Source organism: Leifsonia sp. CL147, assembly GCF_900114565.1.
Classification (GTDB): Bacteria; Actinomycetota; Actinomycetes; order Actinomycetales; family Microbacteriaceae; genus Leifsonia.
The window spans coordinates 26,547-47,653 of sequence record NZ_FOTM01000025.1 but is presented as its reverse complement, the minus strand read 5'-3'; the positions used below and the strand labels follow the sequence as shown (position 1 = coordinate 47,653).

The following is a 21,107-nucleotide window of genomic DNA, read 5'->3' as shown; positions in this document are numbered from 1 at the left end:
ATGCGGGGAATGGTGCGCTAGCTAGGGTCAGAGTCGCTCATGAGCTGACCCAATTGGCTTCCGTCAATAACTCCGGGTACAACCGCGGGGCTACCGAGCTGCCCGACCCACTCCTGGGTTGTGATACCGGTTGAAGTGACGTCGGACCCGACCGCGAGCGGTCCGGACGCTCCCGGATCAGTCGTGTCATCAACCCAGATCATGACAGCCGTGCTTTGGGTCGAGCCGTTCAACAGGATGCGCATCAGATGGTTCTTGGCGTCATAAACCCCGGTCACCCACGTCCAGGTGTTTACCGCGGGCGTGTCGACGGTGTCGGTGAGGCAAGCACCGTGCGCCGGGGTGGCCGCGACCTGACTGCGCATGCAGAACACCGGGTGGCCTTGGCTGAGCTCTAGCGAGAACCCGTACCCCTGCGGACCGACCAGGGACAGTGCTGTGGCACTCTCTCCCGCGGTTGTCGGCTCCATCCAAACGCTCGCGCTGAAGGACGCGCTCGAGTTGAGCAGCGAGCCGCCGGTAACCGGGCTCGCTTCTGTTGGCGCCTGGCCGTTGGTACCTGTGAAAGCGAGCGACGTACCCGAACCCGAATAGACGGGTGAGTTTCCGCTCGCGACCGACACGTCTCCAGCGAGGTTAAGATTGGTCGCATTTGACGTCGTATTCGAATCGGGTATCGGACTCCCGCTGACCAAGTCGGTCGTCCATTGGTGACCGCCCGTCTCAAACGAGAGGTTCGCCGCAGGCTTCAGGGAAAAGGCCGCATATGCACCACGATCGGAACCCGAAATGCGCGGCGACACGTTACCTGCCGCGTCATATGCCACAACATTCAAAACCGAGGTGAGGTCCGGCATCCCGATGCTGATCGTGGCCTGGCCGTTCGTCCCGGACGGGCAGGCAAAGCCCACAAGATTGCCGCCCGGTGTTACCGTCAGGCCGCCCGTGCACGGCGAGGGCGCGTTGACCGTTTCGGCCACGGGCGGGTCGCCCGCCGAGACGGTGCCTCCCGGAGTAACCCAGTATTCATAGCCTTGGATGGACGCCTGATCGGTGGGATCCGTGATCACTGCGGTCGCAACGTCCCCCAAAGTTTGACCGGCAGTGGGCGTGACAGAGATGTTCGCCGCCGACGGACCTGTCGTGTACACCTTGAAGAAGCAGTCGATCGAGTGCGGTCCGGCCATTCCTGTGTCATCGCGGGACACGACGTACCACTTATAGGTGTGCCCGTTGACCCACGCGCTCGAGCCTGTCGTCGGCGCCGTGTAATTCCACACGAACGTCGAACCCTGATTCAGGAGCGAAGATGTGTATGACGCAGTCCCTACGATAGGACTCACGCTCATGTCGTCGATGTAGAAGACCCCTTGGACCGTCTGGCCGCTGTCGGCGTCTGAGATCACGGCCTGCATCGGCAGGTTCACCCCGGCCACTGTCGGGTTCAACGGCGTCGGGCTGGTCTGCGTCCCACAGCCTTTGCTGCCGATCGCCGACCCGAACTTCAGGTTCGAGGGCGCATTGGGCGGCGTGTCATAGATGGTGATCAGCTGGGCGTTCCAGTCGTAATGCTTCCGCGTCAGGCTGTTGCCCTCGTTCGCCGACCGCAGACCGAGCTGAATACTTCCCTGACCGCCGGCTGCCGCAGCGGTGACGGCGCTGGTGGCGTTCAGGCCCACCCAGTTGGCGGCTGGCGCGCACGGTCCGCCGTTCTCCTCCACGTTCTGGTCGAGCAGGGTGTTCCATGCTGCCGGCTCCTGGTTCCAGGTGAACCCAGGGCTCGTGGAGGGACCGTAGTTCCACAACTGCGTTGTGGTGGTATCGCAACTGTTTGAATACGTCTGGTTGGCGCGGAATTGAGAACTGGAGATGTACTTGCCGGCGAGTTGGCTCGTCTGGAACTGGAAGAACGCCCGCGACAGGTAACCGATGCCACCGGAGATGCCGTATCCGACGCTGTCCGAACTCGGGTCCAGATACGACTGGTTCGGGTATGCACGGTCGTCGTACCAATCGGCCTGCAGATATGCGGAGTTGCTGCTCCAATCGGGATCGATGTAGACCGGATACTGGAGATTAGGCGTTGCAGTGACCGAGTCGACCTTCAAACCCACTGATGTCGCGGTATTCGAATAGGCCATCGCCCGAGCATCACCGCCACCAGCCCCCAACGGGCCCGCCTTGGCTCCCGCGGAATCCCACCACAGTGGCGCGGCCGAGACTGCCTTGGCCCCACCAGGCGTAGTCGCCAGAAGGGCCTTCGTGGTGGAATTCGCAACCGTCAGTGTCGCGCCAGCGATGCCGAACTGTACGTTCGCGAGTTGGGGGTCCGCGGCGCCGGCCGGTGTCTTCACCACCAGGACCTCTGACATACCCGGCGCCGTCGCCGTGAGTTCAAGATCCACGTCGGGGAAGACATTCGGATAGGTCACGCTGGATCCGCTGATTTGGGGCGTCGGAAGGGCTCCGTAGGGCCACGACTCGGTTACCCAGTCCCCGCTCGGCACTTGGACCTGGGCCATCTGCGTGGTACCGCCAGCGGAGAAACGCACTGATGCAGCCGCCGCGCGCGGGCTGAACCATCCATCGACAGCGGAACCCAGAGTCGTGTCCTCGGGCGTCCATGCGCCGTTCTGAAGCACGCGCGAAGGGACCTGGTCCGCCTCTTGCTTGAACCCGCCGACAGCCAGAGCCGTGGTCAACAGCGTCGGCGACGTTTCGGATGTGACCGTGACGTCATGCTGAAACTTGACCGCGATCACGGAGGCGTTGGCCTCGGTGTCAGCAGTCGCCGAATCTGCAACAGTCGAGATATCCGCTTGTACTAGCGGTCCGGCCGCACCAGCCGGTGCCAGCGCGGTTGCCTGAGCCGCAACGCAGAGCGAGAAAGCGGCCACTACAAGTACAGTTCGGCTTCTGCGAAGTGAACCGAGCGATGCTTTGTTGCTTCGAACCTGGAGCGGTCTTGTGGATCTTGCGAGCGCGGGCGCCTGACGCAATGTGACTCCGAAGTCTCAGAACCTCCCCAGTGGCGGCTCGACCAAACCAAACCGTAGGGCCGGTACGTCCTGGAAAGGAATAGCAGGCGACACGCAGAACCCGTTTTGCACCCCCTATTGGGGGCAGATTGACCGTACGAGAAACCCAATATGTGAAACCTCTCAGGCGCCGTACGGTGTTTGGGAGCCTCCTTGACGGCGCCTTAAACGAGGCGGCCGCAAACTACGCCAACTCCCCGGAACGGCTAAGCCGCGGCAAGCGCCTAGTTATGCCCGGAATCGGTAGGCCATCGCCGGAGGGGCTCGACTCGTCGTACTCACCATCGGCGAGCCGGCGATACTCGTGGTCAATCTCGGCGTCGGGCTTGCGCGCGTCGCGATGACTGCGACTAGAGGTCTCTCGCGTAGAACAGCGAGTTTCCGTGGGCACCGTCAGGTTCCACTCGACCGGTCTCGACGAACCCGAGCTTGGTCATCACACGACGCGAGGCAGTGTTCCAGTCGCGGACGGTCGCCCATACTCGTCGGTAGCCCGACTCTTTGGCCCAGGCGAGCACAGCCCAGGATGCCTCGGTCGCAAATCCCTGACCCCAGACCCTGCGGAGAAACTCGTACGCCAATTCCGGCTCGCCATCCTGTCCGTGCACGTTCGCAATCAGACCGCAATAGCCGATGACCTCCGCTGAGCTCTTTCGCTGTGCTGCCAAAAGTCCCAGCGAAGCATCTGGGTCCCCCCGACGGAACCAGTCCTCGATATCCTCCACTGTCGGGTGACCGTCCGGGTCTATCCGACGATGCGGAGGCACGCGAGGATCGCGCTCGGTCCACAGTTCCCGCTGGAGGGCGGCATCGGACACTCGCCAACGCCGAAGCAGCAAACGCTCCGTCTCAACGACGACGTCGCCACCGGAGACTCGCGCGTGGTTCATACCGACGATTATGCGGGAACTCCGCTCATGCCCCACGCGGGAGGGCGAGGATGATGCTATGGCGACGAACACCTTCGCCCGCTGGCTGCGGGCTCAGCCCGCCCTTGTCGGATCGCCACCGCCGCTCGACTTGACGGTGCTGGCGAGCGATCCGGCTGAATTGTTCACGACGTGGATAGTCGAAGCAGCAGACGCTGGAGTGCCAGAACCCCACGCCGCGACGCTGTCAACGGTGGATGCCAGCGGTATGCCCGATGCGCGCACTCTCATCCTGAAGGACGTTGGCTCTCGTGGCTGGGCGGTCGCTGGGTTGCGCTCCTCCGCCAAAGGGGTGCAGCTAGGTACGAACCCGGTGGCCGCTCTGAATTTCTGGTGGCAGCCAATCGTGCGGGCCGTACGCGTGCGCGGAGCAGTCCGCGAAGCAACGCTGGAGGAGAGCGCCGCCGACCTCGCCGGGCGCTCAGCATCAGCACGCCAAGGCGTCGCGCCGGGTGATTGGACCTTGTGGTGGGTTGAGCCGAAGCGCGTGGAATTCTGGCAAGGTTCACCAGATCGGCGTCACATTCGAGTCGTGTATGAGCGCGACGGAGAGTCGTGGACAAAGTCGCGAGACGGTGGCGAGGGAACGCTCGATCGGAGCCCAGTGGTCACCGGCTGAGCGAATACGAAATGATGTGGATGACGGTCAGTGGGCCCTCAGCTTCGGTGGGCGGCTCGAAGTGATCGAAGTATGCGGCAATGAGCGCTTCGTCCAATGGGTAGTCGTCCTCGTGCGCAAGTCGACGAGCGCGCATCCGCTCCGACGCCACCTGTCGTGGTGTATCGAGGTACACGGTTACGGGTTCGATGCCGAGCGGACGCAGCAGCTCGCGGTACTCGATGAGTGCGCGGCGTGACCAGAACGAGAAGTCACGAACGACGTCAACGCCATCAGCAACCAGCTGAACGAGACGGGCTCTGAGCTCACGCTCGATCTCCTCGCGCAACTCCGGGGAAAGCGGCATGACCCGGAGTCCGCGGTTCCACGCCTCCTGATCGAACGAGAGCCGAGTCGTCCCGTCTGCTTCCAACTGTCGAGCAACGGTGGACTTGCCTGCACCTGCCGGCCCACACATGAGAACGACTCTGCTCGTTATGCCGACTCTATTGGCCCGGGTTCGACACCGTCATTACCAACGCCAAGCCGTTCAGCGAACCCGAGCGCTCGCGCAGATGGAACTCGAGATCAAACGCGAACGCATTCGAGACTCGGTCGCCAAACGTCGAGCGTCGCCCGAGCCCGGCGTCGCGCCCGAGCCCAGCCTGTGCGTAGCGAAAGCACGCTCTGGTCTATTGCCGGTCGTCTCGGCCGGCGGTACTATCGGCACCGAATCGGGGGCCCTAGGAGGTCATCGCCATGTCTGTCATTGTCGCCGTCAAGATTTCCGCCGATGTGGACGCGTTCAAGAGATCGCTCACCGAACGCGCGGACGACTACCGAAGGATCGCGGAGATGGGGCGGCAGCAAGGCGCCCTTCACCACCAGTTCGGCTCCGGGGATGGATACGTCCTCATCATCGACGAATGGGAGTCCGCGGACGCGTTCAACACGTTCTTCAGCGATCCCGAGCTGATGTCGTTCATCGGTTCTGTCGGCGCTGACCCGAACGTAGCCCCGGAGATCACCGTCGGCGAATCCGTGGATTCTCCCGATAAGTTCTAGCCGGCGCGTCGCTGCACCGACCCCCGCTAGACAGCGGAATTCCGCAGCTGCCTGCGAGGTAGCGTCGGCCACCCCTACGCTGCCGACTTCGGTGTCGGGATGCTGGTCGTCGCGCGTTACGACCACTCGATCCTGCACCCCGGCCTGGGATGACTCTTGCGGTCAGCGTCGGCGGTGTGATCGTCTTGGCCCCGTGAGCTTCTTTCCGCCGGACCCGCCCGAAGTCGAGAGCGAAGGCCCGGAGCGCGAGCCCACGCCGTGGTGGAAGCCGTCGGACACAGAGTTCGCTCCCCTCTTCCCGATCGACGCGACGATCGCCGTCACCGAGAATGTCGCCATCATCCTGGCGGCGGTTCGCGTCTACAGCAATGGCGTCGAGTTCCTGATCGACCGCCGCATCCGGCGCGGACGTGCGAGCAGCCAGGAATGGCGCGAGATGCAGTCGAAGATCAACGACCACTTCGTACGCTTCCACCCCAAGCGCCTCCGTTACGGGGTCCTGCTCGGCGACGGTCAGCAGGTGATCCTCGGCTCGCCGCCGGGTGTCTACGGCGTCACGCCTCAAAGCCACACCCTCAGCCACACGGGAGGGGGCGGGGGCGGGTCCGAGGATTTCTACCGGGCCGACGACGCCTTGTGGTTATGGCCGTTGCCACCGGAAGGCCCCGTGGAGGTGGTCGTCCAGTGGCCCGCGTTCGATGTGCCAGAGTCCCGCGTCGTGCTCGACAGTGTGCCGCTGCGCGAGCTCGCTTCGCAAGCGCGCCCGGTGTGGGGCGAGGACTAGCAGTGGGACAGACGGTCGTCCTCGTCGTGGGCCGTCCCGCCTCGGGAAAGACCACCATCAGTCGCGCCATCGCTGAGCGGTGGCAGCTCCCTTCCGTCGCCAAGGACACGATCAAAGAGGTTCTCTTCGACAACTAGAGTCGACCACTCCACTCGTCCGCCGACAGGGAGGCACCATGGACCGCCGGCTGGCCGCAGCAGGCCTCGCTCTCTCCCTTGCGGCTGCATCGCTGATGGTGACCGGGTGCGCTCCGGCAGCACGCTGCTTTCCAGAGCCGCTGAAGGCGACGCCGACGAGCGTGGCGGCAGGTGGGGCCGTGACCATATCGAGCGCCGCAGCGCGCTGCGACCTGGGCTACCCGGGTGGCCATACGTATTCCATCGTCCTCTGGCACCGCGGCATCCACTCGGAATCCATCAGCGTGAGAGTCGCGCCTGACGGCTCGTTCGGCACGGAGCTCACGGTGCCCGCCGATTTCCCGCACGGTGAGGCTTTCGTGGTGGTGAGTGGCAGCACCTACGACGATTGCGTCGACACGGGATCCTGCGCCGGGTACTCCACAACCATCACCGTCGAATAGCGGTTCGTCCGCTCGCGCGGCATCGAGTGGTCGCAACACGCCGTGTCACAGCGGGCCCATACGGCGTGTTGGGACCACTCGATCGCGAGGGCCGTGAGCAAGCGCAGCGACTCACGCCGGCGGCGCGACCGGCGCGACCGGCGGCGCGACCGGCGCCTTCGGCGGCGACTTCCGCACCACGCCGTCGGTCGGCGCGGGGACGGAGCTCCCGTCGAGGGTGACCAGCGCGGGCAGCGGCTGGCCGAGAGGCCCGGGCCACGGCTTCGGCTCCACGGGCGTCGGCCGCGGCGACGGAGGGGTCGGCTGGGTGATCGCGCTGCCGGGCGCCGGGGGCACCGGCCGGCCGAGTCCCGGCTGGACGAGCTGCGCCAAGGATGGTGCCTCATCCACTCGCGGCACACCGAACGTGCCGAGGCCCAGCAGGTCGCAGATGGTCTTCGGGATGGACGCGTGCGAGTGCCACTCCGAGTCGATCGCCTGCGGAACGGCACCGCCGAACATCAGCAGCGGGATGCGGGAGCCGCCGATGATCGGGAAACCGTCCGGGTGGAGGGCGTCCGGCACGGTTTCGATGGCGGGCGTCGGGACGGAGTCCGCGTATCCGCCCCAGTCGTCCCAGGTGAGGATGAACACGGTCTCGTCCCAGCCTCCGCCGTCGATCACGGCCTGCACCCGCTGCCAGACGAGACCCTGCCCCTTGGTCAGGTAGTCGGGCGCGCTCGTGAAGGGCGGATGCTCGTCGTAGCCCGCGGGCGACCAGACGTAGCAGATGTCCGGCAGCGTCCCTCCCTTCGCCATCGGGATGAACTGCGACGGCGGGTGCAGGTTGGCGTTTCCCGGCGCTTCGGTGAGGGTGGTGTAGAACTTCGTCGGGTACCCGTCCTGGTCGGGGAAGGCCGCCCAGCTGACGCCGGCCTTCTCGGCGACGCTGAAGATGGAGGGCAGGTTCCACACCGGATGCGGTCCGACGAACGGCGGGTTCTTGAGGGTGGGCATCTGGCCGCCGATCGCCAGCATGTGCCCGGGGGTCGAGTTGGAGCCGGACCCGAAGTGGTGGTCGCTGAAGACGAAGGTCTTGGCGAGCCAGCTGTAGTACGGGATGAGCTGGTCGTTGTCGAGCTGCATGCGCTCGGCCGGGTAGTCCCCCATCCGGTAGTGCACCCAGGCGTTGCGATCGTGCGGCTGGTCGAAATCCGGGGCCGTCGTGCGCAAACCGCCATTGTCCGCCACCTGGGCGCCCCAGTCGGCGAGGGTGGGGAAGTAGAAGTCGGTTGTCTTGTTCTCCTGCAGAAAGACGATCACGCGCTTCACCGCTGCCATGCCGCCAGGCAAGCACGCGAGCCTCTCCCCCGCCACCCCTGTGAGCGACTTCGCAGAACCAGCCCCACCGTCGAGTACACGAAGACTGCACGCGACACGCCGCCGCAGCGTGCAATCTTCGTGTACTCGACGGTGGGGGGTGAGGGAGCGGGGACGGGACGGTTGCGGGCGGGGTGCGGAGCGAGCATTCTGGGGTCATCCGCATCGAGGAGGTGGGCGCATGCAGGCCTCAGTCGGAGACCGCCTGATCGTCATGTCGAGGAGTGTCGCCGGGAAACAACGCATCGGGGTCATCGTCGAGGTGCACGGGAACGAAGGAGAGCCGCCCTACGTCGTCCGCTGGGAGGACGCCGACCACACGGCCGTCGTCGTCCCCGGCCCGGACGCGCACGTCGAGCACGCCGGGTGACCGCCGCCTCCCTCGCCCTCATCGTGGCGATCGGGCTGCTCGGGCCCGTGCTCTCGGCGAGGGCGGCGTGGCGCGTCCCGGTCGTCGTGGGCGAGCTCGCGGGAGGATTGCTCATCGGCGACACCGGGCTGCGCCTGGTGGATCCGCACACCGACGCGTTCCGGCTGCTCGCGAACATCGGGTTCGGCCTGACGATGGTGGTGGTCGGTTCGCAGATCCCGCTGCGCGACCCGCGCCTCCGCTCCACGGTCGGGCTCCGGGGCCTCGCGGGAGCGGCCGTCGCGGGTGTGGCGGCCGCCATCCTGGGCGTGGTCCTGGCGACGGCCTTCGGGACCGGGCATGCGGCGATGTACGCCGTGGTGCTCGCGTCGTCGTCCGCTGCCGTCGTCCTGCCGATGCTGGGATCCGTCGGGCTCTCGTCGGCGGGGCTCGGCCCGCTGATCGCGCAGATCGCGGTCGCCGACCTCGTCTGCATCGTCGCCCTTCCGTTCGCCGTCGCCCCTCAGGATGCGGGCCCCGCGGCGATCGGTGCGGTCGTGATCGCGGCGGTCTCGATCGCACTGGTCGTCGTTCTGCCACGGCTCGACCGGAACGGCCTGCGCCGGCGCATGCACGCCTACTCGGAGCGGCGGCGTTTCGCCCTCGAGCTCCGGCTGAGCATGCTCGTGCTCTTCGTCTTCGCCGCGATCGCGCAGACGGCCCAGCTCTCGATCATGCTGGCCGGGTTCGCGCTAGGCCTCGTGCTCTCGGCGATCGGGGAGCCTCATCGGCTCGCCCGGCAGCTGTTCGGGATGACGGAAGGCTTCTTCGGTCCCCTCTTCTTCGTCTGGCTGGGCGCGTCGCTGGACCTGCGAGACCTCGGCGGCCATCCCTGGATGGTGCTGCTCGGCGTCAGCCTCGGCGCGAGCGCGGTGATCGCGCACACCGCATCCCGGGCCGCGGGCCTGCCCTGGAGTCAGGCCGTCGTGTCCGCCGGGCAGCTGGGCGTGCCGGTCGCGGCCGTGGCACTGGGCCTGCAGGCCGGCGGCCTCCTCCCGGGCGAGGGATCGGCGCTCCTGCTCGGGGCGCTGATCAGCGTCGCGGTCGCGGCGGTGGCGGTCGGCGCGCTGGCGCGCCGCACGCAGCAACACCCTCTCGCCACCGTCGGAGATTCGCAGGCCTGACCGCCGAATCTCCTTCAGTACTGCCATTCGAAGGAGATCCGGGCCCGATTCTCCTTCGATCGCAACCGCGCCCGGCCCGCCCGGCCGGGCCCGGCCGCGCCCGACCCGTCGGCCGCGCCCCACCCGTCAGCCGCGCGCGAGTCCGAGGTCGGCGGCCAGCGTCAGCGTCGCCCGGGCGCGGGCGAGGGTCGGCAGGTAGCTTCCGTCGATGGCGGATCCGTCGGTCGCCGCCTCCACGGTGGCCTCCGCCCAGGCGAGTTCCGCCGGCGACGGGCTCAGCGCTTCGTTGATGGCTGCCGCGTGCGCGGAGCGCAGCATCAGCTTGCCGGTCATGCCGAGGGCCCGGGAGGCGCTGGTCGCCTCGGACACCCGGTCGGGCGAGTCCGCGAGGGTCGGCCCGTCGATCGGTCCGGGAAGCCCGGCCGCGGCGCTGGCCACCACGAGCCGCGAGCGCGGGTAGGCGAGGGCGACCGGGTCGTCGTGCATCCCGGTGTCGCGCCGGAAGTCGCCCGACCCGAAGGCCAGCCGGAACGTCCTCTCCTGCCGGGCGATCTCGGAGGCGGCCTCGAGGCCGCACGCGCTCTCGATGAGCGCGACGATCTTCGCTCCCCGCGCCAGCGCCAGGGCGGTCCGCTCGATATCGGCGGCCGACTCGGTCTTGGCCAGGATGATCCCGAGCAGACCGTGCGACGCCCCGATGACGCGGAGGTCGTGCGCCCAGTGCGGCGAGGTGACGTCGTTCACGCGGACCCAGGCGGGCCGGTCGTCCAGGAAGCGGGCCGCGGCCTGACGGGCGGACTCCTTCTCGGCCGCGGGGACCGCATCCTCGAGGTCGATCACGACGGCATCCGCTCGGGATGCAGCAGCATCCTCGAGCCGGAGCCCGGAGACCAGGTGCCAGGAGCGCGCGAGCCGCGCAGGCACCGCCGGGTGGGCGGTGGCTGCGCGGCTCTCCGTGAGGTGGGTCATCGGTTCCGTCCGCCGGCCGACTCCTCCAGCTGCGTGTCCGCGGGGGTGGTGCCGACGATCGCGTGGAGGTTGGCGGTGGTGGGGACCGGCGTCGCGACGGGAGCCTCGACCGGCGGCAGGCCGTGGTCCTCTCCCATGGTCTCCTCGTCGAACGGCCGTGCGCCCGAGAGCGTCAGACGGACCTGCTCGGCGTCGATCTGCCGCGTCCAGCGTCCGATGATGAGGGTGGCGACCGCGTTGCCGGTGAAGTTGGTCACCGCACGCGCCTCGGACATGAACCGGTCGATGCCGACGATGACGCCGACGCCGTTGACCAGGTCGGGGCGGTACGTCTGCAGTCCGCCGGCCAGGGTCGCGAGGCCCGCTCCGGTGACGCCCGCAGCACCCTTCGACGCGATCACCATGAACAGGAGGAGGCCGATCTGCTCACCGAGGGCGAGCGGCGTGCCCATGGCGTTGGCGATGAACAGCGACGCCATCGTCAGGTAGATGGCCGTGCCATCCAGGTTGAAGGAGTAGCCCGTCGGGACGGTGATGCCGACGACCGACCGGGAGACGCCGAGGTGCTCCATCTTGGCGATGAGCCGGGGCAGGGCCGCCTCGGAGGAGGAGGTGCCGACGATGAGCAGGTACTCCTGGCGCAGGTACTTCAGCAGCGAGAAGATGTTCACTCCCGTGACGACCTTCAGCAGCAGACCGAGCACGACCACGATGAAGATCGCGCAGGTGATGTAGAAGCCGATCATGAGGGTCGCGAGGCTCACCAGCGCGCCCGCTCCCGTGCCGCCCACGACGGCCGCGATGGCGCCGAACGCACCGACCGGAGCCAGCCACAGGATCATCGACAGGATGCGGAAGACGACCGCCTGCAGGCTCGTGACGGCCTTGACGATGCCGGCGCCGCGCGCGCCGAGGCCCTGGACGGCGAAGCCGACGAGCAGCGCCACCAGCAGGACCTGCAGGATGCTGCCGGACGAGAACGCCGAGAACAGCGACACGGGGATGATGCCGAGGATGAAGTCGGTGCCCGAGACCGCCTCGCCGGTGGCCTTGTAGCTGATCCCCTGGAGGTGGAGGCCGGTGCCGGGGTGCAGCAGGTTGCCCACCACCAGCCCGATCGCCAGCGCGAAGGTCGACATCACGAGGAAGTAGCCGAGCGCGAGTCCGCCGATCTTGCCGACCGTGGCCGCCTTGGCGATCGAGCCGACGCCGATGACGATCGTGCAGAAGATCACCGGCGCGATCATCATCTTGATGAGGCCGACGAAGGCGGTGCCGATCGGCTGAAGCGTGACGGCGAACGCCGGGGCGACGATACCCACGATGGCCCCGGCGATCACGGCCACGATGACGGCGAAGTAGAGGTAGTGGTTTCGGTTGATTCGGCGGCGGGCGCCGGGCTTCTTTAGCATGGGATGGTCCATTCGATCGGAACGTCGTTGTGCCTGATCCACCTGAGGTGGTGCACCATCAGCCTGCGGAGGCGGACCGGGCGGCGCTATTTGTGGTCATACTGATCACCAGAGGATCGAGGTCAGGATCGAGGTCGGAATGGTCCGGGCACGACGGCGATGGAGCATCGCGAGCCGCATCTTCGCGCTGCAGCTCGTCGCCGTGCTGGTCGTCGCCGGCGCGCTGACGCTCATCCTGTGGCTGAGCTCCCGCCAGTCGGCGAACGAGACGGCGACCCGGGTGAGCCTGGCCGTCGCCTCGACGCTCGCACACGACCCTGCCGTCGTCTCCGGCGTCCAGGCGCTCCAGCCGACCGCACGCCTGCAACCGCTCGCCCTCGAGGAGATGCACGCGACGGGCGTCGACTTCGTGACGATCATGGATCCGTCGGGCACCCGCTTCACGCATCCCAACCCGGCGGAGATCGGCAAGAAGTACATCGGCACGATCGCGCCTGCGCAGGCGGGACGGACCCTCACCGAGACCTACACGGGCACCCTCGGACCGTCCGTGCGGGCGGTCGTCCCGGTCCTCGACCACGGAACGGTCGTCGGGATGGTCGCGGCCGGCGTGACGGAGAGCAACGTGACGTCGTCGGTCGCCGCGCGCATCCCGTTCGTCCTCGCCGGCGCGGTGCTCCTGGTGCTGATCGGCACCCTCGGCGCGATGCTCGCCCGCCGCTTCCTCTCGCGGGTGACGGGGGCGATGCAGCCGACCGAGCTCTCGCGGATGGTGACCTACTACCAGTCGGTGCTGCATTCGGTGCGGGAGGGGCTCATCCTCACCGATGAGAAGGGGCGCGTCGTCCTCTACAACGACGAGGCCGCCGACCTGCTCGACCTCCCGCCGGCCTCCGGCGATCAGCAGCCGGTGCCGGTGAGCGAGCTGGAGCTGCCGGCCGCGATCGCGGAAGTGATCTCCGGCGGCGGCCGCGTGACCGACCAGACGTATGTGGCGGGCCGGCGGCTCATCGTCGTGAATCAGGAGCCGGCGACTCCGGCCGGCGGTTCGCGGCAGGCCCTCGGCACGCTCACGATGCTCCGCGACCGCACCGAGGTGCAGCGCCTCGCGGGCGAGCTGGAGTCGGTGCGCACTCTGACGGAGGCGCTGCAGTCGCAGAGCCACGAGTACACGAACCGGCTGCACACGGTCGTCTCGCTGCTGGAACTGGGGAGGCCGGAGGAGGCGATCGAGCTGATCGCGGAGCAGGTGGAACGCAGCCAGTCGCTCGCCGACGACGTGCTCGGCGCCGCCAACCAGCCGGCGGTCGCCGCGTTGCTGCTGGGGAAGGTGGCGCAGGCGGCCGAACGCGGGGTCGAGCTCCAGGTCGCGGTGGACGAGGGACTGCCGGACTCCCGGCTCTCCCCCGTCGATCTGGTGTCCGTGGTCGGCAACCTCGTCGACAACGCGATCGATGCGGCCGCCGAGAGCGCAGGTCCGGCCTGGGTGCGGGTGACCCTGACCGCGGACCGCGCCGAAGGGATGCTCGAGCTGACCGTCGCGGACAGCGGCGGCGGGGTGGACGCGACGGTGGCCGACCGGATCTACACCCGGGGGTTCTCCACGAAGCCGAGCGGACCAACCGGCCGCGGATTCGGGCTGGCGCTGGTGCGCGAGCTGCTGGAGTCCAACGGCGGCAGCATCCACTTGCGGCAGGGGCCTCCCACGGAGTTCGTGGCGCGCTGGGCGGTGGCCGCATGATCCACACCCTGGTCGTCGAGGACGATCCGCTCGCCGCCGAAGCGCACGCCAGCTACCTGGCCCGGCTGGACGGCTTCGCGGTGGCCGGTGTGGTCGGGACGGCCGCCGCGGCGCTCGCGGCGATCCGCGCCTCCCTCACGTCCGAGCCGATCGAGCTGGTACTGCTCGACATGAACCTCCCCGACGGCACGGGCATCGACATCGCACGGCGCATCCGGTCGGCCGGGATCGCGGTCGACATCATCGCCATCACGGCCGTGCGCGATATCGACATGGTGCACTCCGCGGTGTCGGTCGGGATCGTGCAGTACCTCATCAAGCCGTTCGCGTTCGCGACCTTCGCCGCGAAGCTGCAGACCTACCTCGACTACCGGCGCCGGCTCGAGAGCGGCTCGGCGCACGCCACGCAGGACGACGTCGACCGGATGCTCGCCTCGCTTCGCACGCCGTCCGACGTCCCGCTCCCCAAGGGCCTGTCCGAGCCGACCCTGCAGGCGGTCGTGGAGTACCTCCGCGGCGTCGACCGGCCGCTCTCCGCGGTGGAGGTGGCGGAGCCGCTCCACTTGTCCCGGGTCACCGCCCGCCGCTACCTGGAGCACCTGGCCGACACCGAGCGGATCTCGCGCTCGCCCCGCTACGGCACCCCCGGCCGCCCGGAGCTCGAGTACCGCTGGCTGGGCTGACGCCGCCGCTGGACCCCATGGATGCCCGGGGCGCATCATCGGATCATGACGAGCACGCTCGGCACCGTCCCCGGCCGGTTCCGCCTCCGCCACGGCGCGGGCTTCTGGGTCATCGCGGCAGCGTTCCTCGCGGTCATGGCGTTCTCGACCATCCCCACTCCGCTGTATTCGCTGTACCAGGCGCGGGACGGCTTCCCGACCTGGGTCGTGACGGTCATCTTCGCGGCGTACGCGGTCGGCGTCATCGCCAGCCTCTTCCTCATCGGGCACCTCAGCGACCGGACCGGGCGGAGGCGGATGGTGCTGATCGCCGTTCTGCTCGAAATCGTGGCCGCCGCGCTCTTCCTGGTGTGGAACGACGTGGCCGGCCTCATCGTGGCGCGGATCGTCTCCGGTGCGGGCGTCGGCGCGCTCACGGCGAGCGCGACCGCCCAGCTGAGCGAGCTCCGGGCGGTCGCGCGCCCGGAGGAGGGTCCGCGCCTGGCGGGCACCGTCTCCACCGTCGTCAACACGGGAGGCCTTGCGCTCGGTCCCCTGATCGCCGGCGCCTTCGCCCAGTTGCTTCCGCAGCCGCTCGTGCTGCCGTACGCGGTGTTCCTGCTGATCCTGGCCGTGGCCGCCGTCGCCGTGCCGCTGGTGCCGGAGACGGTCGCGCGCGCGCAGGAGCGGCCGCCGTACCGTCCGCAGCGCATCTCGCTCCCGGCGGAGGCGCGCGGGGCGTTCTCCGCGGCGGCGGTCGCCGCGTTCGCCGGTTTCGCGGTATTCGGGCTGTTCACGTCCCTGGCGCCGAGCGTACTGGCCGGGACGCTGCACCAGACCTCGCACCTGCTGGCCGGCTTCGTGCCGTTCGCGGTGTTCGCCGCCTCCGCGGTGTCGCAGATCGTCTTCGCCCGGCTCAGTACCCGCGCCCAGCTGATCCTCGCGCTGGTGCTCATGCTGTCCGGCCTCGGCGGCTTGGCGGCGGGTGTGCTGTCGGCATCCCTCCCGGCGTTCGTCGTCAGCGGGGTGCTGGCGGGCGCCGGCGTCGGCCTGCAGTTCCGCTCCGCCATCGCGGTGGCGGCGTCGCTGGCGGCTCCCGACCGCCGGGGCGAGGTGCTCGCGGCGATCTTCCTGATCGCCTACCTCGGCCTGGCGCTGCCGGTCCTGCTCGTCGGCGTCGCGCTCATCCTCTGGCCGCTGGTCACGGTGCTGGTGGTCTTCGTCGCGGCGGTCGTGGTGCTGTCCATCCCCGCCGGCCTCCGGATGCTCCGCCGCACCTGATCGGATTGCGCCGGAGGGCACCCCGTCGCGGTCGCGATGACGCGTGCAACGAGGTGTCCCCCGGCGAGAGGAGCGTCAGATCCCGCGGGCGAGGCGGTAGTACGCCGCGTTGCCCTCGAGGTCGCGGCGGAACTGCCGCAGCGTGGTCGACTCGTCGATGACGACCAGCTCGGTGCGCGCCATCCGGGCGAAGTCCTCGAACACCTCGACGCCGACGGCCGTGCTCATGACGGTGTGGTGCGCGGCCCCCGCCTCCAGCCACGCGGTGGCGGAGGTGGTGAAGTCGGGCGCCGGCTTCCAGACGGCGCGGCCGACCGGGAGCTTGGGCAGCGGGGCCGACGGCTCCACGACCTCCACGACGTTGGCGACCAGGCGGAAGCGGTCCCGCACGTCCGACAGGGCGACGACCACCGCGGGACCGGAGTCGGCGGTGAAGACCAGGCGGACCGGGTCGTCCTTGCCGCCGATGCCGAGCGGGTGCACCTCGAGGGTCGGCTTGGCCGACGACAGCGACGGGCTCACCTCGAGCATGTGCGCGCCGAGGATGCGCTCGTCGCCGGGCGTCAGGTCGTAGGTGTAGTCCTCCATGAGGGAGGCGCCGCCCGGGAGCCCCGCGCCCATCACGTTGGCCGCGCGGACCAGGACCGCGGTCTTCCAGTCGCCCTCGGCGCCGAAGCCGTATCCCTCGGCCATCAGGCGCTGCACCGCGAGACCGGGCAGCTGCTTCAGGTCGCCCAGGTCCTCGAAGCTGGTGGTGAAGGCGCCGAAGCCGCCCTCCTCCAGGAAGGAGCGCAGGCCCAGCTCGATCGCGGCGCCGTCGCGCAGCGACTGGTGGCGCTCGCCGCCGCGGCGGAGCTCCGGCGCGACGTCGTACAGCTCCTCGTACTCGGCGACCAGGGCGTCGACGTCCTCGGTGGATGCTGCGGCCACCGCCGCTGCGAGCTCGTTCACGCCCCAGGTGTTCACCTGGACGCCGAAGACGTGCTCCGCCTCCGTCTTGTCGCCCTCGGTCACGGCGACGAAGCGCATGTTGTCGCCGAAGCGGGCGAGCTTCAGGGTGCGGGTGGCCGCGTGTCCGGCGGCGGCGCGCATCCACGTTCCGACCCGTGCGGCCACGACCGGGTTGGAGACATGGCCGGCGACGGTCGTGCGGGGGACCCCGAGGCGGGTCAGGATGTAGCCGAACTCGCGGTCGCCGTGGGCGGCCTGGTTCAGGTTCATGAAGTCGAAGTCGATCTCGGCCCAGGGCAGCTCCACGTTCGCCTGCGTGTGCAGGTGCAGGAGCGGCTTCTGGAGGGCGTCGAGGCCCGTGATCCACATCTTCGCGGGGCTGAAGGTGTGCATCCACGCGATCACGCCGATGACGCGGTCGTCGGCGTTCGCCTCCAGCATGATGCGGCGGATGGCGTCGGAGTCGGTGAGGACCGGCTTCCACACGATGCGGACGGGCACGCCGGAAGAGGCGCCCAGTTGGTCGGCGATGGCGCGCGACTGGTCGGCGACCTGGGCGAGGGTCTCCGGCCCGTACAGGTGCTGGCTCCCGGTCAGGAACCAGACCTCGTAGACATCGAGGGAGGTGGTGAGCTTCGGCATCAGGAGATGGATCCTTCCGGGTTCTGTCCGTACACGTTCTGATAGCGGTCGAAGAGGCTGTCGATCGCCTCCTGCGGGATGGGGACGATGTCGCCGCCCTGGCGGGCGATGTGCATCGTGCGGGCGACGTCCTCGGCCATGACGGCGGCCTTCACGGCATCCCGCGCATCCTTGCCGATGGTGAAGACGCCGTGATTCTGCATGAGTACGGCACGGCTGCGGTGACCGGTCAGGGTCTGGACGATGCCGCGGCCGATGGAGTCGTCGCCGATGATCGCGAACGGACCCACCGGGATGTCGCCGCCGAACTCGTCCGCCATGGCGGTGATGGCGCACGGGATGGGCTCGGCGCGCGCCGCCCAGGCGGTGGCGTAGGTGGAGTGCGTGTGCACGACGCCGCCGACCTCGGGCATGTTCCGGTAGACGAAGGCATGCGCCGCGGTGTCCGAGGAGGGCGACCGCTCCGAGCCGGGGGAGCCGGGGACGACCGCGCCGTCGAGGGTGCAGAGGATCATGTTCTCGGGCGCCAGGTCGTCGTAGTCGACGCCGCTGGGCTTGATGACGAAGAGGCCCTCGCCCGGGACGCGCTCGGAGACGTTGCCGCCGGTCCAGACGACGAGCCCGTAACGGACGAGCTCGGCGTGCAGGGCGGCGACGCGCTCGCGGGCGGCGCGGACGGCGGCGGATTCGGCGGGGGTCACTGGTCGGTTCCTTCCGGGGTGGCGGGGGCGTCGGTGAGGGCGTCGGGGGCGCTCGTGTCGTCGGGGGCGGTGCTGGGGGCGTCGGGCAGCGCGACGACCGCTGCGCGCTCGACGGCGAGGCCGGCGTCGTAGCGGTCGAGGTAGGCGGCGAAGCCGGCGACATCCGCCGCGCTCGGCTCGGCGGTCTCGAAGGCGACGTCGCGGAACACGCTCTCCCGCAGGTACGTGTCGAGGTCCTGCCCCGTCTCCGCGCGCGAGCCGAGGTAGGCGGCGAGCACCGCGATCCCCCACGCCCCGCCTTCGGAGGCGGTGTGCGCGACCGAGACCGGGGCGTCGAGAGCGCCGGCGAGGAAACGCTGCGCCACGCCCGCCGTGCGGAACACGCCGCCGTGCGCGAGCATGCGGTCGAGCGCCACGCCCTCGTGGGCGAGCACGCGCATCCCGAGCGCCAGGGTCGCGAAGACGCCGTACACCTCGGCGCGCATCAGGTTGCCGAGCGTGAAGCGGCTGCCGGGCGTGCGGACGAGCAGCGGCCGCCCCTCGTCGAGGCCGGCGATCGGCTCCCCGGCCAGGTGGTTGTAGGCGAGCAGGCCGCCCGCGTCGTCCTCACCGGTCAGAGCCTCGCGCAACAGCGTCTCGAACACGGAATCGGGCTCGACCGGGCTGCCGGAGGCCGCGGCGAACCGGCCGAACAGGCCGGCCCACTCCGCGAGCTCGCTGGCGCCGTTGTTGCAGTGCACCATCGCCACGGGATCCCCTGCGGGCGTGGTCACGACATCCAGTTCGTCATGCACCTCGGCCAGCGCACGCTCCAGCACGACCATCGCGAAGATGCTCGTGCCTGCGCTCACGTTGCCCGTGCGCGGCGCGACCGAGGCGGTCGCGACCATCCCGGTTCCCGCGTCGCCCTCGGGCGGGCACAGCGGCACGCCGGGACGCAGCACACCGGACGGGTCGAGGAGGGCGGCGCCCGCGGCGGTCAGCTCGCCGGCCGGTTCGCCGGCCGAGAGCACCTCCGGCAGCAGGTCGCGCAGCGGCGGGATGCGGCCGGCTGCCAGGCCGTCGTAGCGGCCGACGAGGGCCTCGTCGTAGTCGGTCGTGGCCGGGTCGATCGGGAACATGCCGGACGCGTCGCCGACGCCGAGCACCCGGCGGCCCGTCAGCTGCCAGTGCACGTAACCCGCGAGGGTGGTGACGAAGCGGACCGAGGGGATGTGCGGCTCGGCGTCGATCACGGCCTGGTGCAGGTGGGCGATCGACCAGCGGAGCGGGATGTTGACCCCGAGCAGGTCGGTCAGCTCGCGTGCAGCGGCGCCCGTGCTGGTGTTGCGCCACGTGCGGAACGGGACGAGGAGCTCGTCCCGTTCGTCGAAGGCCAGGTAGCCGTGCATCATGGCCGAGACGCCGAGCGCTCCGATGGTCGTCGGTGCGACGCCGTGGCGCTGCTCGGCGTCGGCGACGAGGCCGGCGTAGGCGGCACGGAGGCCGGTCCAGACCTCCTCCAGCGAGTAGGTCCAGCGCCGGTCGACGTAGGAGTTCTCCCACTCGTGGGCGCCGACGGCGAGGACGACCGACGGATCGTCGGCGTCCACCAGGCACGCCTTGATCCGCGTCGAGCCGAGCTCGATGCCGAGGGCGGTGCGTCCGGCGGCGATGGCTTCGCGCGCGCGGGCGTCGGGTGCGGCGGCGGGCTGCATGGCATCCACTCCTTTGTGACCGGTCACATTGACACAGGAAGCATACGCCATCAGGCCGAGTCGCGCACGACGAGCACGGGCGCGACCGGCTCCTCGAAGCCGAGGTCACCGCCCTCGATCAGTGACACCAGCCGGGCGACGCACCGCCGTCCCAGCTCGTCGAACTCCTGCCGCACGGTCGTCAGCGGCGGAGCGAAGAACGCGGCCTCGGGGATGTCGTCGAACCCCACGACGGCCAACTCGCCCGGCACGGCGCGTCCTATGAGCCGGGCCGCGTAGAGCACCCCGAGCGCCATCTGGTCGTTGGAGGCGAACACCGCCGAGATCGCCCGGTCTCCCACCAGGGCCGCACCGATCGCGGCACCGGACGCCGCGGTCCAGTCGCCCTCGGGCGAGACCACGGGATCGGCGCCGGCCGCCGCCATCTCGGACAGGAATCCCTCCCGTCGCGCCCGCGCCTCCGTCCAGTCACCCGGCCCGGTCAGGTGCGCGATCCGCCGGTGGCCGGCAGCGAGCAGGTGGCGGGTGGCCAGCCGCGCGCCGAGCACCTGGTCCACGAAGACGCCTTCGTCGCCGGCCCCGCCCGCGCCGTGGAGCGTGACCGAGGGGACGGACAGCGAGAACTGCGCCATCGCATCCTGCACCCGCTGCTGCGGAGCGATCACGACCACACCCTCCACGGCCTGCGCGCGCAGGTGGTCGAGGGCAGCCTCCAGATCATCCGAGTCGAGGGACCCGGCGTGCGCCACGGTGACCGTGTAGCCGGCGTCGCGACCGGCACGCTCCACCGCGTCGATGCTCGAGGCCGGCCCGAACAGCGACGACGTGGATGCGGCGAGCACCCCGATCGTGCGCGAGCGCGCCGTCGTCAGCATCCGCGCCGCGCGATTCGGCCGGAAGTCCAGGTCGGTCATCGCCGCGAGCACGCGCTCCCGCGTCTCGGGCCGGATGCTCGGATGATCGTTGAGCACGCGCGACACCGTCTGACGCGAGACGCCCGCCGCAGCGGCCACCTCACGCACCCCCGGGGCACGCCCTGGCTCGCTCACGTCCACACCTCCCGCACATCCACACCCTAGGGGAGCCGGGCCGGTCTGCCGGACGGGGGGCCGCCCGGGCCGGCTCGCCGGCCGGCGGCCCGCCTACATGTCTGGCCGCCTGACCT

General features: G+C 69.3%; 20 protein-coding genes. 10 read left to right on the top strand and 10 right to left on the bottom strand.

Annotated features, from left to right (window positions below; translation table 11 throughout):
* Window positions 1–17: 17 nt before the first annotated feature.
* Together BM287_RS16655 and BM287_RS16650 are read right to left on the bottom strand one after the other, a co-directional pair.
* The gene (locus BM287_RS16655; RefSeq protein WP_139230722.1) at window positions 18–2,897 is read right to left on the bottom strand and encodes a DNRLRE domain-containing protein; all 2,880 of its coding nucleotides are present in this window, start codon (window positions 2,895–2,897) and stop codon (window positions 18–20) included.
* Between the two features lie 491 nt (window positions 2,898–3,388).
* Complete coding sequence (locus BM287_RS16650; protein ID WP_090041915.1) at window positions 3,389–3,928, bottom strand: GNAT family N-acetyltransferase; 540 nt, start codon at window positions 3,926–3,928, stop codon at window positions 3,389–3,391.
* Window positions 3,929–3,986: 58 nt separating this feature from the next.
* Between BM287_RS16650 and BM287_RS16645 the strand changes: the two genes are divergently transcribed.
* Entirely contained in the window at window positions 3,987–4,586 is a 600-nt protein-coding gene (locus BM287_RS16645) for a pyridoxine/pyridoxamine 5'-phosphate oxidase (RefSeq protein WP_090041912.1), read from the top strand.
* On the opposite strand, the gene BM287_RS16640 is transcribed toward BM287_RS16645, so the two are convergent.
* Window positions 4,576–5,043 (bottom strand): P-loop nucleotide/nucleoside kinase family protein, encoded by a 468-nt coding sequence (locus BM287_RS16640; RefSeq protein ID WP_090041909.1) that lies wholly within the window; start codon window positions 5,041–5,043, stop codon window positions 4,576–4,578. The genes BM287_RS16645 and BM287_RS16640 overlap by 11 nt on opposite strands.
* 281 nt (window positions 5,044–5,324) lie before the next feature.
* Here BM287_RS16640 and BM287_RS17925 point away from each other — a divergent pair, with 281 nt between their 5' ends.
* The 4 genes from BM287_RS17925 (at window position 5,325) to BM287_RS16625 (ending at window position 6,994) form a co-directional block, all read left to right on the top strand.
* A complete protein-coding gene (locus BM287_RS17925) occupies window positions 5,325–5,630 on the top strand; it encodes a hypothetical protein (protein WP_090041906.1) in 306 nt (101 codons plus the stop codon).
* Window positions 5,631–5,823: 193 nt separating this feature from the next.
* Entirely contained in the window at window positions 5,824–6,414 is a 591-nt protein-coding gene (locus BM287_RS16630) for a hypothetical protein (protein WP_090041902.1), read from the top strand.
* Between the two features lie 2 nt (window positions 6,415–6,416).
* Window positions 6,417–6,551 carry a P-loop nucleotide/nucleoside kinase family protein gene (locus BM287_RS18235; protein ID WP_280140969.1) on the top strand — a complete coding sequence of 45 codons (135 nt, stop codon included), beginning with the start codon at window positions 6,417–6,419 and terminating at the stop codon, window positions 6,549–6,551.
* A gap of 38 nt (window positions 6,552–6,589) precedes the next feature.
* Window positions 6,590–6,994, top strand: a complete 405-nt coding sequence (locus tag BM287_RS16625; protein ID WP_139230721.1) for a hypothetical protein — start codon at window positions 6,590–6,592, stop codon at window positions 6,992–6,994.
* A gap of 111 nt (window positions 6,995–7,105) precedes the next feature.
* On the opposite strand, the gene BM287_RS16620 is transcribed toward BM287_RS16625, so the two are convergent.
* Window positions 7,106–8,314, bottom strand: coding sequence for an alkaline phosphatase family protein (locus tag BM287_RS16620; protein WP_090041897.1), 1,209 nt, complete (start codon window positions 8,312–8,314; stop codon window positions 7,106–7,108).
* Between the two features lie 220 nt (window positions 8,315–8,534).
* Between BM287_RS16620 and BM287_RS16615 the strand changes: the two genes are divergently transcribed.
* Together BM287_RS16615 and BM287_RS16610 are read left to right on the top strand one after the other, a co-directional pair.
* The gene (locus tag BM287_RS16615) at window positions 8,535–8,723 is read left to right on the top strand and encodes a DUF1918 domain-containing protein (RefSeq protein ID WP_090041894.1); all 189 of its coding nucleotides are present in this window, start codon (window positions 8,535–8,537) and stop codon (window positions 8,721–8,723) included.
* On the top strand, window positions 8,720–9,886 hold the full coding sequence (locus tag BM287_RS16610; RefSeq protein WP_090041891.1) for a cation:proton antiporter: 1,167 nt from the start codon (window positions 8,720–8,722) through the stop codon (window positions 9,884–9,886). Before BM287_RS16615 ends, BM287_RS16610 begins: the two co-directional genes overlap by 4 nt.
* Before the next feature lie 126 nt (window positions 9,887–10,012).
* On the opposite strand, the gene BM287_RS16605 is transcribed toward BM287_RS16610, so the two are convergent.
* Together BM287_RS16605 and BM287_RS16600 are read right to left on the bottom strand one after the other, a co-directional pair.
* Window positions 10,013–10,855 carry an HpcH/HpaI aldolase/citrate lyase family protein gene (locus BM287_RS16605; protein WP_090041888.1) on the bottom strand — a complete coding sequence of 281 codons (843 nt, stop codon included), beginning with the start codon at window positions 10,853–10,855 and terminating at the stop codon, window positions 10,013–10,015.
* A complete protein-coding gene (locus BM287_RS16600) occupies window positions 10,852–12,267 on the bottom strand; it encodes a cation:dicarboxylate symporter family transporter (RefSeq protein ID WP_090041936.1) in 1,416 nt (471 codons plus the stop codon). Before BM287_RS16600 ends, BM287_RS16605 begins: the two co-directional genes overlap by 4 nt.
* A 139-nt stretch (window positions 12,268–12,406) precedes the next feature.
* Here BM287_RS16600 and BM287_RS16595 point away from each other — a divergent pair, with 139 nt between their 5' ends.
* From BM287_RS16595 to BM287_RS16585, 3 genes are read left to right on the top strand one after another with little or no spacing between them, the layout of a single operon-like run.
* The gene (locus BM287_RS16595) at window positions 12,407–14,008 is read left to right on the top strand and encodes a sensor histidine kinase (protein WP_090041886.1); all 1,602 of its coding nucleotides are present in this window, start codon (window positions 12,407–12,409) and stop codon (window positions 14,006–14,008) included.
* Window positions 14,005–14,691: a response regulator gene (locus BM287_RS16590; RefSeq protein ID WP_090041883.1), complete on the top strand. Its 687-nt coding sequence runs from the start codon at window positions 14,005–14,007 to the stop codon at window positions 14,689–14,691. Before BM287_RS16595 ends, BM287_RS16590 begins: the two co-directional genes overlap by 4 nt.
* A gap of 45 nt (window positions 14,692–14,736) precedes the next feature.
* Complete coding sequence (locus BM287_RS16585; RefSeq protein WP_170857601.1) at window positions 14,737–15,951, top strand: MFS transporter; 1,215 nt, start codon at window positions 14,737–14,739, stop codon at window positions 15,949–15,951.
* A gap of 75 nt (window positions 15,952–16,026) precedes the next feature.
* Here the strand turns inward: BM287_RS16585 and araA are convergent, their stop codons facing one another.
* From araA to BM287_RS16565, 4 genes are read right to left on the bottom strand one after another with little or no spacing between them, the layout of a single operon-like run.
* Window positions 16,027–17,544, bottom strand: coding sequence for an L-arabinose isomerase (araA, locus tag BM287_RS16580; RefSeq protein ID WP_090041874.1), 1,518 nt, complete (start codon window positions 17,542–17,544; stop codon window positions 16,027–16,029).
* Window positions 17,544–18,245: an L-ribulose-5-phosphate 4-epimerase gene (locus BM287_RS16575; protein ID WP_090041871.1), complete on the bottom strand. Its 702-nt coding sequence runs from the start codon at window positions 18,243–18,245 to the stop codon at window positions 17,544–17,546. The genes araA and BM287_RS16575 overlap by 1 nt, the downstream gene beginning before the upstream one ends.
* Window positions 18,242–19,942 carry a xylulokinase gene (locus tag BM287_RS16570; protein ID WP_090041868.1) on the bottom strand — a complete coding sequence of 567 codons (1,701 nt, stop codon included), beginning with the start codon at window positions 19,940–19,942 and terminating at the stop codon, window positions 18,242–18,244. The genes BM287_RS16575 and BM287_RS16570 overlap by 4 nt, the downstream gene beginning before the upstream one ends.
* A 50-nt stretch (window positions 19,943–19,992) precedes the next feature.
* Window positions 19,993–20,991: a LacI family DNA-binding transcriptional regulator gene (locus BM287_RS16565; RefSeq protein WP_090041933.1), complete on the bottom strand. Its 999-nt coding sequence runs from the start codon at window positions 20,989–20,991 to the stop codon at window positions 19,993–19,995.
* Between the last annotated feature and the right edge of the window lie 116 nt (window positions 20,992–21,107).

Bases quoted from the DNA above. Each gene is read 5' to 3' on its own strand.
- BM287_RS16650 (WP_090041915.1), bottom strand. From the start codon at position 3,928: ATGAACCACGCGCGAGTCTCCGGTGGCGACGTCGTCGTTGAGACGGAG.
- BM287_RS16645 (WP_090041912.1), top strand. From the start codon at position 3,987: ATGGCGACGAACACCTTCGCCCGCTGGCTGCGGGCTCAGCCCGCCCTT.
- BM287_RS16640 (WP_090041909.1), bottom strand. From the start codon at position 5,043: ATGTGTGGGCCGGCAGGTGCAGGCAAGTCCACCGTTGCTCGACAGTTG.
- BM287_RS17925 (WP_090041906.1), top strand. From the start codon at position 5,325: ATGTCTGTCATTGTCGCCGTCAAGATTTCCGCCGATGTGGACGCGTTC.
- BM287_RS16625 (WP_139230721.1), top strand. From the start codon at position 6,590: ATGGACCGCCGGCTGGCCGCAGCAGGCCTCGCTCTCTCCCTTGCGGCT.
- BM287_RS16620 (WP_090041897.1), bottom strand. From the start codon at position 8,314: ATGGCAGCGGTGAAGCGCGTGATCGTCTTTCTGCAGGAGAACAAGACA.
- BM287_RS16615 (WP_090041894.1), top strand. From the start codon at position 8,535: ATGCAGGCCTCAGTCGGAGACCGCCTGATCGTCATGTCGAGGAGTGTC.
- BM287_RS16605 (WP_090041888.1), bottom strand. From the start codon at position 10,855: ATGACCCACCTCACGGAGAGCCGCGCAGCCACCGCCCACCCGGCGGTG.
- BM287_RS16600 (WP_090041936.1), bottom strand. From the start codon at position 12,267: ATGCTAAAGAAGCCCGGCGCCCGCCGCCGAATCAACCGAAACCACTAC.
- BM287_RS16595 (WP_090041886.1), top strand. From the start codon at position 12,407: ATGGTCCGGGCACGACGGCGATGGAGCATCGCGAGCCGCATCTTCGCG.
- BM287_RS16590 (WP_090041883.1), top strand. From the start codon at position 14,005: ATGATCCACACCCTGGTCGTCGAGGACGATCCGCTCGCCGCCGAAGCG.
- BM287_RS16585 (WP_170857601.1), top strand. From the start codon at position 14,737: ATGACGAGCACGCTCGGCACCGTCCCCGGCCGGTTCCGCCTCCGCCAC.
- araA (WP_090041874.1), bottom strand. From the start codon at position 17,544: ATGCCGAAGCTCACCACCTCCCTCGATGTCTACGAGGTCTGGTTCCTG.
- BM287_RS16570 (WP_090041868.1), bottom strand. From the start codon at position 19,942: ATGCAGCCCGCCGCCGCACCCGACGCCCGCGCGCGCGAAGCCATCGCC.